Below are 13997 nucleotides of genomic sequence, written 5' to 3'. Positions count from 1 at the left end.
CGATCTCGACGCCTGCCCTGCGTCCGAACGCTCATGCGCGCGACGCGGGCGTCTCGAAGGGGCACCGCGGAAATGACGTGGAGAGGCGCCCCCCCGTCCGTTCAGGGCACGGACCGCTAGGCGACGCGGATCTGCGTGAAGAAGCCGCTGACCTGCTGCTGCAGGCGCAGCGCCTGGTCCGACAGCTCGTTGGCGGCGCTGAGGACGGTCGACGAGGTCTTGCCGGTCTCGGCCGCCGACGCGCTGACGCCACCGATGTTGGAGGACACATCGAGGGCCCCGCGAGCCGCCTCCTGAACGCTGCGAGCGATTTCCGCGATGGCCGTCTGCTGTTGCTGCACCGAAGCCGCGACGGTTCCGGAGATGGCGCTGATCTCCTCGATGGTCGCGCCGATCTCGCTGATCGCCGTGACCGACTGCCTGGTCGCCGTCTGAACCGCCCCGATCTGCTGGCCGATCTCCTCCGTGGCCCGGGCAGTCTGGCTGGCGAGCGTCTTGACTTCCGAGGCCACCACGGCAAAGCCGCGTCCGGCCTCCCCGGCCCGGGCCGCCTCGATCGTGGCGTTGAGCGCCAGCAGGTTGGTCTGTGATGCGATGTTGGCAATCAGGCCCACGACCTCGCCGATCTTCTGCGCGGTTTCCGCCAGGCTGTGCATCGTGGCACTCGACTGGGCGGCCTGGGCCACCGCCCTCGCCGCGACATGCGCCGACTGTGTGACCTGCCGGCCGATCTCCTCCACGGACGAGGCCAGCTCCTCGGTCGCCGCGGCGATGGTCTGGACGTTCGCCGAGGATTCCTCGGACGCGGCCGTGACGGCCGTCGCCCGGCTCATCGTCTGCTGCGCGTTGGCCTCCAGTCCGTTCGCCGTCCCCTGCAGATCGGCGGCGGATGTCTTGACGGTCTGGAGGACCGCGTCGATCGCCGCGTCGAAATCGGCGATCGCCGTCGCCACCTTGTCCTGCCGGTCCTGGCGTTCGGCCAGCATCTCGTCCTGGTAGACCGAAATGGCGAGCTCCATGTCGAGCATCACCGCCGTGTTCGTCGCGGCGAGGACGGCGGTCAGCTTGCCGGCATTCCAGCGATATGTCCGGACGGCGAGGGCCGTGAGCTGGGCAAGGGCGAAATTGTAGCCGGCAATGTACCATCGCGGCTGGAGCCCGATCCTGTTGTGGACGCGCCCTATCGCGTGGACCCCGGCAAAATAAGCCTCGTCGAAGCGCCCGCCGAAGAGCTTGGCCCAGTGCCCGCTCTGCGCCGCCTTGAGCCGCGGGATGTTCGGCCCGATCAGCTTCGCAAGCTGGGGCTCCGAGGTGACGTGAACGTAGAATCCGTCGAGTATCGTCGCGAGGTTGGGCTCCACGACCTTCCAGAACTCTCGCAGCCTCTCGGCCGTCCGGTCGTCCACGCCCATGAACTTCAAGCGTTCGGCGCGTGCGATTTGAACGTCTCTCGGCGAGGTCATCGCGTTCATCCGTATTGCAGGTCGAAGACGCGCCGGCGCTTTTCACAGCGCCGACATTGCCTTCGTGCATACCGATTCACGGTGAAGGAATGGTGAGCGCCCCACCCCCGGGGCGGCCTGTCCGGCCAGGCTGTTATCAACCATTCCGAATGAGAGTACCGTTACCGCCCCTGCGTCACCTTGCATGATGCGGTTGCGTTCCGGCCAGGGTGCGAAGCCGGGCAAGAGGGGCAAAACCCCGGGCACACACTCAAGGCATCGGGTCACACCGAAAATTGTGCCGTTGAAAGCACAGAGTTTTTTGGCCGTACTGCCTTCTCAATACCCGTTTCGCCGACACCAGCCCGGGGTTTTACCCCTCTTACGAAGCCGAGGCCGCGACGGCCGATGCATGATGCGGCGCCTGGGCCATCGCCCCATGAAGGGCATTGCGGTCGCGGGAAGCATCGAACCTGGCCGGCCATCGCCTCTCTCGACGAACGTCCGCCTTGCGTCCTGCCGAATGCGGCCAGGCCCCTTCGCCCGGCTCCGGCGCTCGGCGGGCGCTGTCCCTCCTCCCCCTTAGCGCAACCGCACCTCCACCGGCCGCGGCGCGCCGTCCTTCGGTCCATCGAAGGCGATGAGCGCACGCAGCTTGCCGTCGGCACCGTCGAGCGGCAGCAGCACTTCGGGCTTGGTCTTCTGGCCGTAGACGTCGAGGTCGAGCAGCCTGGTCGCAGTCGAGCCGTCATAGCGGAACACCGCGTAGTCGCCCGGCTCGACGCCACCCGGCATCGCCGGATCGTGTTCCGGGCCGGCGAGGACGAGGAAGCCGCCGTCGAAGGCGGCGAGATCGCGGATGCCGCGCGGCTTGCCGAGGCTGTCCTTGCCGAGGTCGACCCGGTGCAGCGTCGCCGCGCCGGCCTTGCCGTCGAACACCGCGCCGAGCGGCACCGACAGGATGACCGCGCTGCCGTCGGCGAGCACCGGGCCGCGCATCCCGACATGCAGGGCCTGCCCGTCGGCGGCCAGCCCTTCCACGGTGACGCCGTTGTCCTCGAGCGGCTTGTCGTACCACGGCGCGAGATCGGGCTGCGCCTCGATGATGCCGGCCAGAGCCGAGGAGTCCTTGACGTCCGGCCGTCCCGCCAGCCTGCCGGTCTTCAGATCGACGGCGCCGAGGTCGAAACGGATGCGGAAGGCATGACGGCTTGCCGCGGCCTTGGCGTCGTTATGGGCCTCGTCGCCGCTCTCGTGGCGCGGGCGGCCATGCGAGCCGACGACGTAGAAGGCGCCGTCGGCGAAGGCCGCCCCCTCGGCGTCGAGCTCCAGCGGCTTGCCGCCGTCGGCATCCGTGATCAGGCGGATGTAGTCGCCGGCGATCAGCCGGCCCTCGTCGAGGACGACGATCTGCGCCCCTTGCGACTCGTCGTCGACGAGGAGGCACACGCGCGGAAAGCCGCTCGCGGTCGCGCAGGCAAGGCCGCTGACGTCCTCGGACGTCTTGAACTCCGTGGCGGCATCGTTCTTCGGCTTGCCGACAAGCTTGCCCTCGACCGGCCATGGCGCGGCCTGTTGCGCAGAGGCCGCGGCGGCTATGGCCAGGGGCGAAGCCGCGAGCACGCCAAGGATCAAACGCCGGATCGACTTGCGCATGGAGCCCGCTCCCGTCTCGACCGTTCGGCTTCGCCGGACCGGCACGAGATCGTGCGCGCAGACGTCGAACTCGACAAGAGCCTTGTCGCCGATAGCTTGACCGGATGCCGCTCTATTTCCCGCGCGGCGGCGAGGACCAGCCCGTGGCCGGGATCGAAGGCATGCTTATGGAAGACCGGCAATGCGGCGCCGGATCCCGCCATGTCCTTCCGAGGCTACGCAGCCCCACCGGCTTGATCGCATCCTCCGCAGCGTCTATCCACGAAGCGGCGCGGGCGTGGCGGAACTGGTAGACGCAAGGGACTTAAAATCCCTCGGCCTCGGCCGTGCGGGTTCGATCCCCGCCGCCCGCACCACTTTGAAATACCCTGGTTTTTCGTGTGCTGAAAAGAGACAGGCGCGTTTGTCCGGCCAAAGGTCGAGCTGGCCATAGTCGGCGAGTGTCGAGACGTCGGCCTCTGCGAGCGGTACGCAGGAGCGTAGAGGAAACGCCGTCGACGGCCGCTACGCTGCGTCCTGCTCGATATCTTCCGGAGCAGAGCCACGCAGACTACCCCACTCCCGCTTGCGGTACTCACGCGGTCCAAGGCCGGTGGCCTTCCGAAAGGCGCGCGAGAAGCCGGCCGGAGAGGCATATCCGAGATCTTCGGAAATGCTGGTGATTGACACGCTCGTATCGTGCAAAAGCTCGGTCGCACGTTCGATTCTCACGGTGCTTGTCAAAGTGCGAAAGTCCGTGCCGGCCCGATTGAGCTCGCGCTGCAGCGACCGCACGCTGGTTTCCATCGAACGCGCGACTTCCTCGATTGACACATCACCCGTGTGGAGCTGAGCGCGGATCTGCGCAAACGCGACCTCCATCAAGCCTTGCGGCGCTCCTCCGGAATGGTCGCGGGCGACGTCCTCGATTGTGAAAATGGATCGCGACATGCGTTTCGACGCAGCCATCATGCGGTGCCGTTCGGTGACAATCGTCACGGCTGGTGCGCCGAAGATGACAGGGCATTGAAATACATCTTCAAAGTCAGACGTTCGCGTCGGCCTGGGAATGTCCAGTTCGATGCGGATGGGCCGCCAATTCTCGGGCAAATAGGCCCTGAAAATGCTGATCAGCTCGCCTGCGGCAGCGCTTGCGACAGGACCATATCCTTGAGAACCGGCCAACGCGAACGCATAACTGTATCTGAGTTCGTCGCCATACGTCGTCAGCGACAGCGTGTCGAAGGTGCTGTGGTAGCGCAACGCCGCGATGCTGCGCTTGATCGCCTGGCCCAGTGTTTCCGCGGCGAAAATGTAGCGCCCGAACGTCCCATAGTCGGCGACATTCATCGACGGAGCGAGGAGCAGCCCAAGATCATGAACGCCGGCTGACCGCGCTACCACACCGACGAAATCCAGCACGGAGCGTTGGGAAATATAGCAGTTCCGATTTTCTATCAGCTCGGCATCAAAGCCTGCCGCGGAGTTGGCGCGCTGCAGCGCCCGTTCGCCGATTTCATCACGTATGAATGCTGGCAAACCCTGCAGAACATGGCTGGAAATGACGGGAACTGCGGCTATTGGAAGGCGCTCCAGGATCGCGCTTGTCGCAAAATGGATGGTTTTGATTAGCCCCTGCCGCCGGGCGTGACAAGCGGGGATTCTGGGAACCTCCGGCGCAGCTGCGTCATACCACGCGCCGATTGTCAGATACGTGTCGTCCGACAAGATTATTCGGTAGGCGTCGCGTTGTGGGGCCGCGGTATGGCTGCCCCTTCGCCAGGCGGCGATCCTGTCGAAAAGCCGTGGTCGTGCTGAAATGGCCCGTCGATGGCCTGGCGTGAAATGATAAGACCGCCGGGAGCCCCGCCGCTATAGGTCTGGCTTGAGTGAGTGAGCGGGTGTCGCGGCGGCTTCGGCAACGATCGGCGGATGCGGGCGGGGAGGTCAACAAGGTCCTCGCCGACTATCCCTGCGATGAGGGGCGGGCGTAACGGGTCGCGATTTCGCTCTGAGGTCCGTGACTATGTGCCGTCTCGATCAGCCATGCCGACGCGATCGAGACGCCATTCAAGCCAATGCGCGATGTTGCGCTTCGCCGGGGGAAAAATGGCGCGCTTCGACTACGACGTGGTCATTGTCGGCTTCGGCGGAAGCGTTGCGGCGCTCAGAGCCGTCGAGAAGGGCTACTCCGTCGCGGTGCTCGAGGCCGGCCGGCGCTGGAGCGACGCCGATCTTCCCAAGACCAGCTGGAATGTGCCGAAATTCGCCTGGCAGCCGGAGCTTGAGCTCTTCGGCATCCAGCGCATCCGCTACCTCGACGACGTCATCGTCCTTTCCGGGGCCGGCGGCGGCGGCGGATCGCTGGTCTACGCCAACACCCTCTACGTGCCGGCGAAGACGTTCTTCGACTATCCGACATGGTCGCACATCACCGACTGGGGGCAGGAACTCGCGCCCTATTACGACCAGTGCAACCGAATGTTCGGCGTCCAGGTCTCGCCTTACATGGAGACGGACTCCGATCGCATCCTGCGCGAGGTGGCGGCCGACATGAAGCGGCCGTACCTCAGGGCGCCGCTCGGCATCTATTTCGGCACGCCCGGCGTCGAGGCTGAGGACCCCTATTTCGGCGGCGCGGGCCCCGCGCGCGCTGGCTGCATCAGTTGCAACGACTGCATGATCGGCTGCCCGCACGGCGCCAAGAACAAGACGACGACGAACTATCTCTACCTCGCCGAGAAGGGCGGCGCGGTCGTGCACGACATGCATGAGGTGCACACCCTGCGGCCGCTCGACGGCGGCGGCTTCGAGGTGATCGCGCGGCATCCCGGTCCGCTCGGCTTCACGCGCCAGCACCATCGCTACAAGGCAGCGCAGGTGATCCTCTCGGCGCATGCCTTCGGCACGGCGCAGCTTCTGTTGTCGATGAAGCACGACGGCATCCTCGACAAGCTTTCGGACGAGGCCGGCAAGCGGGCGCGCACCAATTCCGAGGCGCTGGTCTCGGTGCAGCGCAGCGAGACGGACTACAGGAAGGATCCCGACAAGGTCGTCATCACGCCTGGCCGCCGCCTCGGTCACCGCCGCGTTGCAGATCGACGCCGAGGCGACGATCGGTCCGGTGCGCTACGGCGTCGGCAGCAACGCCATGTCGCTGCTCTACACCGCCCAGCCCGACGGCAGCGAGGACCATCACTTCCGAAAATGGCTCATGCAGTTGCTCGAGCACCCGATCGACACGATCAGCGTCGACTATCCCAGGGAATGGTCGCAGCGCGGTTTCAACCTTCTGTGCATGCGCGATCACGACGACTGGCTCGACCTCTCGTGGAAGCACGGCATGCTGCGCAGCAAGCCGGGGTCGGACACGGCGCCGCCGGCCATCGTCGAGGCGGCGGTCAATGTCGTTCTGGCCGCACAAGGGCGATGCGGATCCGCGCCCGCCGCTGGGATCGGGTTACGAACAGCTACGGCCGGTCATGCCACGGAACCCCGTGGTGCCGGCCGGCGCGCCGGGCGAATACCGGCTCGGCCACGACCTTTCGATCACCGACGTGGTGATCGGCGATCAGCCGCAGGACCGCTGAGGGAGAGCGCGATGAGCGAGGCCGGATTCCGCACCCTGGGCAAGTCCGCGGATGTATCCGAGGGCTACGTGATGCCCTACTACCTTGAAGACCGGAAGCGGCGCGTCTCGGTCGCCCGGACGGGCGGCCGGCTCTACGCCTTCGATGATCTCTCCACCAGCGACGGCGCGCCGCTCTCTTCGGGATTGCTGATCGGGACCGTCATCATGTCCCAGCGCGACGCGGCGCGCTTCGACATAACCACCGGCAAGCCCGCCGGCGGTCCGGCGATCAAGCCCCTCGCCACCTACGCCGTGCGCGAGCGCGATGGGCTGATCGAAGCCGCTGTCGGCGGCGGGTAAAGCTTGCCGAGAACGCCCTCAAACTTGAACTCAGGAAAGGACTGAACGATGATCCGCCGAACTTTGATCAGCAGCTTTGTCTTTGCTCTCGCGGCAAGTCCCGCGTTTGCCGACGTATCCGCCAAGACGGTGCAATCCCTGTCGGCGCCCGACTCCATCGAGACGCGGGCCGGCAAGCTCGATTTCCGCGACGGCGCGCCGACCGAGGAAACCGCTCGGAAAGTCTACGACACCCTCGACTTCACAAACGCGCTCAACGTCTACAACAACAGCTTCCGGGGGGCCTCGGCCCTGGCTCTTCTCAAGGGCTTCGCAAGCATCGGCGCCAATCCCGGCGATGTCGTCATCTTCTCCGATTTGATGGATGCGAATTCACTGTTCCTGACCGCCAATGCGGACACTATCTACTACGTGGCCGGGCTCGACCTGAGCAAAGGCCCGGTGGTCATCGAGCAGCCGTCGGACGCGGTCGGCACGATCAACGACATGTGGTTCTCGTGGATTATCGACATCGGCGGGCCGGGGCCGGATCGCGGGCTCGGCGGAAAGTATCTGATCGTCGGCCCCGACTATGACGGCCCGCTGCCCGAGGGGGGCTATTTCGTCGCCCGCGCGAAGACCAATTTCGCACTTTATGCCGCACGCGCCTATCTCGTCGACAACGATCCGAAGCCGGCCGTCGAGAACATCAAGCGCACCATGAAGATCTATCCTTACGAGCCCGGCTCGTTCGGCTCCAGCATCGCGCAGGCGCTCGACGGAACCGTGCGGATTGCCGGAGAGCCGAAGATTCCCGAGACGAAGTTCATCGAAGCGTCCGGACTTTCGTTCAACACGATCCCGCCCAGCGATTTCGGCTTCTTCGAGATGATCAACGAGAACGTCCAGAACGAGCCCGCCACCAGCTACGACATAGAACTCGCCGGCCAACTCGCCGCGATCGGCATCGTGCACGGCAAGGAGTTCAAGCCGGACGCTCGGATGAAGAAAATCCTCTCCGATGCGGCGGCGGTCGGACAGGCGACGGGCCGGGCGCTCAATTGGCGCCCCCTGATCAAGCATCCGGACTGGGCCTACTACGAAGGATCGCAGTGGGCCAACATGCTGTGGGAAGGCGGCGCCTTCTTCGAGACGCCGCCGCCGCTGTTCGAGAAGGGCGTGTTCAAGCCCCTGCCGCCGACCGGCGCCCGCACCCTCGATTCGCGCACGGCCTTCTACTACGGCTACACGCTCGATTCACCGGGCATGATCATGCGCGTCCCCGGCGTCGGCTCGCAATATCTGATGGGTTTCCTCGATGCCGACGGCAAATCGTTCGACGGCGCGAAGACCTACAAGGTGACCCTGCCCAAGGATATTCCGGCGGAGGCGTTCTGGTCCTTCACGCTCTACGACAACCAGACGCGCTCGATGCTGCAAACGCCGCAGAAGTACCCGCGTGCCGGCAGCCAGAGCTACCCGTCTCCCGCAGCGGAAGCGGCCAAGGACGGTTCCACCACGGTCTATTTCGGCCCCACCCAGCCCGAGGGCGTGGCGCGCGGCAACTGGATCCAGACCGACCCGAAGAAGGGCTGGTTCACGCTCCTGCGCCTCTACAGCCCGCTTCCGTCCTTCTTCGACAAGAGCTGGCGTCCGAGCGAGATCGAGCTGGTCAAGTAAGCCGGACAGCGGACAGCGCCTCGCAGCCGCGGGGCGCTGTTCGCGACAGAAGCGTCCGCATGTGCAAGGCGCGGCGGTCGGGGCGATGATGCGCGGCATCCTGGTCGAGAACGGACAGTTCGCCGGGAGCAGCCTCGATTGGCTGCATCCGTTCCCGATCCTGACCGGCATCGGTCTTGTTTTCGGCTATGCCCTGCTCGGTGCAGGGTGGCTGGTCCTCAAGACGGAGGGTGGACTGCGCGACTGGGCGTACGCCCGCATCCGCGGGCTTGTCGCCTGCGTCGTCGTGGTGCTCGGCCTGGCCTTCGCGGTCGCGGTGACCGTCGATCTCACCGGCACTTTGCGGCGCGGCGCCCAGGACCTGTCCGCCTGGCCTCTCGCAGCCCCGACCGGCGCCGCGGCCGCGCTGGCAAGCGTCTGGCTCGCTGCCAAAGCCCGATGGGACTGCCTCCCTTTCACGTTGACCGCGGTGTTCTTCGTTGCCGCCTTCGCCACACTGGTCCTGACGATGTGGCCCTATATGATCCCCTACGCGCTCACCGTCGCCGACGCGGCCGCGCCGGAGGCCTCGCTGCGCTTCTTCTTCTACGCCGGTATCGCCGTGCTCCCGGTCATCGCCATCTATACGATCTGCGTCTATTGGGTTTTCCGCGGCAAAACAGCCCGTGCAGGCACCTACGGTGGCACGTCAAGGCGCTAATCGCGCGGGCACGCTAGGCCGTTCGAGGCCCCACGGCACCGCTCGGGATCGAAGCCCGCAGCGATCGGAAGCATTCTGGCTCTTGGCGCAAAATGGCAAGTTTTAAACTCCGAAAGCTGCTTTGTGCAGTACGGAATGAGCGTCATGCATGCGAGAGGCACGGGACGGCTTTCGAGGGGCGGATTAAACTTGCGTCTATCTCGACAGTTGCAACCGACCTCGAAACAATCAACACCATGACCGGCTCCTGCTGAGACAGATCCGCAACGAAGACGGAGTATCGCGAATGTTGACGAAGCGGGACCTACTTCGCTCGGCCGCAGCGATCGCCGCCGGCGCCGCCGTTGCGCGGCCCAGCCTGCTGATGGCGCAGGGCTACCTGGCTGGGGTGGGAATGACATGCTGGACGGCGGCGCCGGCGGCGACGACAAGCTGACGGGCGGGGCCGGAGCCGACAAGCTGAAAGGCGGTACGGGAGCCGACACCTTCATCTTCAACAAGATCGCCGAGAGCAACGAGTCGGGCTCAGGCCGCGACACGATCCTCGACTTCAGTTCCGCCGAGCACGACCAGATCGATCTTCGGCCCACCGACGCACAGGCCAATGTGTCGGGCAGACGCGATCGTGGCGGCCCTCGCCCTGGACGAAGCCCTGAGCCGGATCGGCGCTCCCATCCGCGTCGGCAGCTCGGCGCGCCCGGCCTGCCGGGCCGATCCTGGACCGCCCCGCCGAAACAGACCCGCCCGGCCGTCCGAGCCCGGCTGTCCTCGGAGACCGCGCCGGCCGAGACGAGCTCGGTCGGCATGTGCCGTCGGGAATTCCCGCCCGGGCGACCACCGGCCCCGTCCCCTCAATGCCGCTCCTCGCGCAGATGCGGCTGGCCGAGCGCCCGCGGCTCCTGGAAGCGGCCCTGCTGGTGCAGGCTGGTCCAGACCATCACCGCCAGCGTGGCGAGATAGGGCACCATCAGCACGAAATATTGCGGCACCTCGATCCCGACCGCGGCGATGCGCGGGATCAACGCCTCCAGGCCGCCGAACAGCAGGGCGCCGGCCAGGGCCCGCCAGGGCTGCCAGCGCGAGAAGATCACCAGGGCGACGGCGATCCAGCCGCGGCCGCCGGCCATGCCGTCGACCCAGATCTTGGCGACGCCGACCGACAGATAGCCGCCGGCGAGGCCGACCAGGGCCGCGCCCGCCGCGATCGCGCCGTAGCGATAGAGCGCCACGCCGACGCCGGCGGCATCGGCCGCATCCGGACCGTCGCCGACGGCGCGCAGCCTGAGCCCGACCATGCTGCGGGTCAGGATCCAGCCGACCAGCGCGAAGATCGGCACGGTGAGATAGACCATCGCATCCTGGCCGAACAGGATGCGCCCGAGGCCGGGGATGTCGGCCAGCGGCCCGAAGGGCACCGGCTGCAGGCCGGCGAGCGGCCGGTTGGTCCAGCCCTGCTGGGCGGCGATCAGGCCGGTCAGGCCCTGGGCCAGGAAGACGATGGCGAGACCCGCGATCACCTGGTTGACCCGCAGGGTGACGACCATGACCGCGAAGACGAGCGACAGCGCCGCCGCGGCCAGCCCCGCCGCCAGCAGCGCCGCGAGCGGATGGCTGCCGAAGGAGAGGATCATGCCGGCGCCGGCCATGGCGCCCATCAGCATGAAGCCCTCGGCGCCCAGCGACAGCACGCCGGACTTCTCGGTGACGATCAGCCCCAGCGCCGCCAGGGCGAAGGGCACGGCGAAGGCCGGCGTGTTGGCGATCCAGTTGATCAGGAAATCGACCATGGCGGCCCCTATCGAACCCAGCGCAGGCGGTGCCGGATGAAGAATTCTGACGCGGCGACGCAGATGACGATGATCGCCTGGATCAGCTGCACCATCGAGCCGGGGATCTGGTAGAACACCTGCAGGCTCTGGCCGACCACGAACAGCACGGCGACGAACAGCGCGACGACCACCGCGCCGAGCGGATTGCTGCGGGCGAGGAAGGCGATCAGGATGCCGGAAAAGCCGTAGCCGACGAAGAAGGACTGGGTCAGGCGATATTCGACCCCGGCGCTGATGGCGAAGCCGGCAATGCCCGACAGCGCCCCCGATGCCAGCGCCGAACCGAGCAGCACCGCCGTCACCGGCACGCCGACCGCGCCGGCCATGCGGGGATTGGCCTGGGCGAAGCGGGTGAAGAAGCCGAAGCGGCTGACATTGAGCAGCCACCAGCACCCCAGCGCCAGCACCAGCGCCAGGGGCAGCGCATAGGTGAGGTTCTCCCAGCCGATCAGGCCGAGCCGTTCCGCCGGATCATACTGCTGCGAGTTCGGAAAGCTGCTCTGCGGGTCGCGCCAGGAACCGTAGAGCAGGTGCAGCAGGAAATTGAACGCGACGTAGTTCAGGAGAAGCGTCGAGATGATCTCGTTGATGCCGAGGCGCAGGCGCAGCAGCGCCGGCACCAGGATCCAGGCCATGCCGGCGACGGCGGCCGCCAGCATCATCAGCGCCAGGCGCAGCGGCGCCGGCCCGACATCGCCGATCGCCACCGCCGTGGCGGCGATGGAGCCGAAGATCATCTGGCCCTCGATGCCGATGTTCCAGAAGCGCACCCGGAAGGCCACCGCGGCGCTGAGGCCGACGATCAGGAGAGGCGCGGCCTGCATCAGCACGGCCGAGAGGTTCTGCGGGCTGCCGAACAGCGCCCCGGCGAACTCGGCGGCGAGGTCGGCGAGGCCGACCCCGGCCGCAGCCAGGATGACGATCGCCACGATGCATCCGGCGGCGAGCCCGCCGGCCAGCACCAGCGCCTGCTGCCAGGAAGGCATGGACTGGCGCACCTCGAGGGCGAGGCGTCCGAGCCCGCGCCGGGGCGCCGGGCGCTCGGCCGGCAGCGGCGCGATCGGGGACATTGCGGGGCGCTGGACGTCAAGCATGGTGCACCATGGCGGCGCCGATGGCCTGGCGGTCGGCGGGGGCTGAAAACTCACGGACGATGCGGCCGCGGCTCATCACACCGATCCGATCGGCGAGGAGCAGGATCTCGTCGAGATCCTCGCTGATCAGCAGCACGCCGGCGCCGGCGTCGCGGGCCTCGCGCAGCCGACGATGGACGTCGCCCGAGGCGCGGACGTCGAGGCCGCGGCTGGGACTGTGGGCCAGGACGATGCGCGGCGGCTCGGCGAACTCGCGGGCGACCACCAGCTTCTGCGCGTTGCCGCCGGAGAGCAGCGCCGCCTTTTGCCACGGGCCGCGCACGCCCTGGACGTCGAAGGCGCGCACGGCCGCCTCGGTCCGCTCGCGCAAGCGGCGGGTGTCGACGCGCAGCCAGCCGCCGAAGCGCCCGGCGCGGACGCCGCCGATCGCATAATTCTCGGCCACGGAGAGGTCGCCGGCCAAGCCATAGGCGTGGCGGTCGGCCGGGATCGACACCAGCCCGAGCTCGCGCCGGCGCGCGGCGCCGGCGGCGGTGATGTCGCCGGCCTCCGCCAGGGTGATGCGGCCGGCCAGCGGCTTGCGCACCCCCATGAGGATCTCCGCCAGCTCGGTCTGGCCGTTGCCGCCGACCCCGGCGATGCCGAAGATCTCGCCTCTGCGCAATTCGAAGCCGGCATCGGCGAGGCTGCGATGGCCATCGGCCCGGCAGCCGGCGACGCCGGTCACGGTCAGGATGGGGCCGCCCACCGCGGTCGCCCGACGCGCGGTCTCGCCGACGCCGGCGCCGACCACCATGGTCGTCAGGTCGGCAATCGACAGGCCGGCCGGATCGGCGGTGGCGACGGTGCGGCCGCCGCGCATCACGGTGACGCGGTCGGCGTGGTTCTTCACCTCGCCGAGCTTGTGGGTGACCAGGACCACGGCCGCCCCCTGGCGCGCCAGTTGCCGCATGGTGGCGAGCAGCCCCTCGGCCTCCCGGTCGGTGAGCACGGCCGTCGGCTCGTCGAGCACCAGGATCCCAGCCCCCTCCACCAGCACCTTCAGGATCTCGATGCGCTGCTGCTCGGCCACCGACAGGCTACCGACCGGCCGCTTGAGGTCGACCTCGAAGCCGAGCGCCTCGCATTGGCGGCGGATCGCCGCCTCGACCTCGGCCAGTTGCCGGGCATAGCCGGCGCCGCCGCGCGCCAGCACGATGTTCTCGACCGCATTGAACGCCTTCACCAGCTTGTAGTGCTGGTGGACCATACCGATGCCGAGGCGTCGGGCCTCGAGCGGGCCTGCGAACGCCGCCTCGCGGCCCTGCACGCGCATGCGCCCTTCGTCCGGCCGATAGAGGCCGGCAGCCACGTTCATCAACGAGGACTTGCCGGCGCCGTTCTCGCCGAGGAGCGCATGCACCTCGCCGGCCTCCACGGCGAAGGAGGCGCCGGCGAGCGCCTGGAAGCCGTCGAAGGACTTCGAGACCGCGTCAAGTTCGAGCGCCGCCACCATCGGGATCCAACCTCGCCAAAGGGGGCCGCGGCGTCCGTCGCCGCGGCGTCAGGCATCGAGAAGAGTTGCGCCGATGGTCGTCATGGCCGGGCTTGTCCCGGCCATCCACGCGCACGCGACATCGGCTGGTGTTCGCGTGGGTGGCCGGGACAAGCCCGGCCATGACTGTTGAAAGGACGGGTCCGGAAGACAACCGCAACGAAGCGCCTGTT

Annotated in this window: 11 protein-coding genes and 1 tRNA gene; 6 read left to right on the top strand and 6 right to left on the bottom strand. The window is 67.4% G+C overall.

From position 1 onward, the window contains the following. Positions 1-116: 116 nt before the first annotated feature. Both AC27L4_RS24535 and AC27L4_RS24530 read right to left on the bottom strand, forming a co-directional pair. Positions 117-1463 (bottom strand): protoglobin domain-containing protein, encoded by a 1347-nt coding sequence (locus AC27L4_RS24535; protein ID WP_487145117.1) that lies wholly within the window; start codon positions 1461-1463, stop codon positions 117-119. Between the two features lie 561 nt (positions 1464-2024). Then, on the bottom strand, positions 2025-3098 hold the full coding sequence (locus AC27L4_RS24530) for a DUF3616 domain-containing protein (protein WP_487145116.1): 1074 nt from the start codon (positions 3096-3098) through the stop codon (positions 2025-2027). 271 nt (positions 3099-3369) lie between these two features. Here AC27L4_RS24530 and AC27L4_RS24525 point away from each other — a divergent pair. Then, positions 3370-3454 (top strand) — tRNA-Leu (locus AC27L4_RS24525). A 148-nt stretch (positions 3455-3602) separates the two neighbouring features. Here AC27L4_RS24525 and AC27L4_RS24520 read toward each other — a convergent pair. After that, entirely contained in the window at positions 3603-4805 is a 1203-nt protein-coding gene (locus AC27L4_RS24520) for an AraC family transcriptional regulator (RefSeq protein ID WP_487145115.1), read from the bottom strand. A gap of 381 nt (positions 4806-5186) precedes the next feature. On the opposite strand from AC27L4_RS24520, the gene AC27L4_RS24515 reads away from it, so the two are divergent. From AC27L4_RS24515 to AC27L4_RS24495, 5 genes are all read left to right on the top strand, one after another. Continuing rightward, positions 5187-6641: a GMC family oxidoreductase gene (locus AC27L4_RS24515; protein WP_487145114.1), complete on the top strand. Its 1455-nt coding sequence runs from the start codon at positions 5187-5189 to the stop codon at positions 6639-6641. A 37-nt stretch (positions 6642-6678) separates the two neighbouring features. Further along, positions 6679-7008, top strand: coding sequence for a Rieske (2Fe-2S) protein (locus AC27L4_RS24510; protein WP_487145113.1), 330 nt, complete (start codon positions 6679-6681; stop codon positions 7006-7008). A 48-nt stretch (positions 7009-7056) separates the two neighbouring features. Then, positions 7057-8667 (top strand): DUF1254 domain-containing protein, encoded by a 1611-nt coding sequence (locus AC27L4_RS24505; RefSeq protein WP_487145112.1) that lies wholly within the window; start codon positions 7057-7059, stop codon positions 8665-8667. Between the two features lie 61 nt (positions 8668-8728). Further along, positions 8729-9367 (top strand): cytochrome d ubiquinol oxidase subunit II, encoded by a 639-nt coding sequence (locus AC27L4_RS24500; RefSeq protein ID WP_487145111.1) that lies wholly within the window; start codon positions 8729-8731, stop codon positions 9365-9367. Positions 9368-9766: 399 nt separating this feature from the next. Next, positions 9767-10327: a M10 family metallopeptidase C-terminal domain-containing protein gene (locus AC27L4_RS24495; protein WP_487145110.1), complete on the top strand. Its 561-nt coding sequence runs from the start codon at positions 9767-9769 to the stop codon at positions 10325-10327. Here AC27L4_RS24495 and AC27L4_RS24490 read toward each other — a convergent pair. The 3 genes from AC27L4_RS24490 to AC27L4_RS24480 are packed head-to-tail and all read right to left on the bottom strand — an operon-like array spanning position 10219 to position 13785. Further along, positions 10219-11154, bottom strand: coding sequence for an ABC transporter permease (locus AC27L4_RS24490; protein WP_487145108.1), 936 nt, complete (start codon positions 11152-11154; stop codon positions 10219-10221). The two genes, AC27L4_RS24495 and AC27L4_RS24490, sit on opposite strands and share 109 nt — an antisense overlap. A gap of 8 nt (positions 11155-11162) precedes the next feature. Further along, positions 11163-12266, bottom strand: coding sequence for an ABC transporter permease (locus tag AC27L4_RS24485; RefSeq protein ID WP_487145107.1), 1104 nt, complete (start codon positions 12264-12266; stop codon positions 11163-11165). 16 nt (positions 12267-12282) lie between these two features. Then, positions 12283-13785, bottom strand: a complete 1503-nt coding sequence (locus AC27L4_RS24480) for an ABC transporter ATP-binding protein (RefSeq protein WP_487145106.1) — start codon at positions 13783-13785, stop codon at positions 12283-12285. Positions 13786-13997: the final 212 nt, after the last annotated feature.

This window comes from Labrys sp. Lb11 (assembly GCF_057554225.1).
The sequence above is the reverse complement of the archived record's forward strand: the minus strand, read 5'-3'. Positions and strand labels throughout refer to the sequence as shown.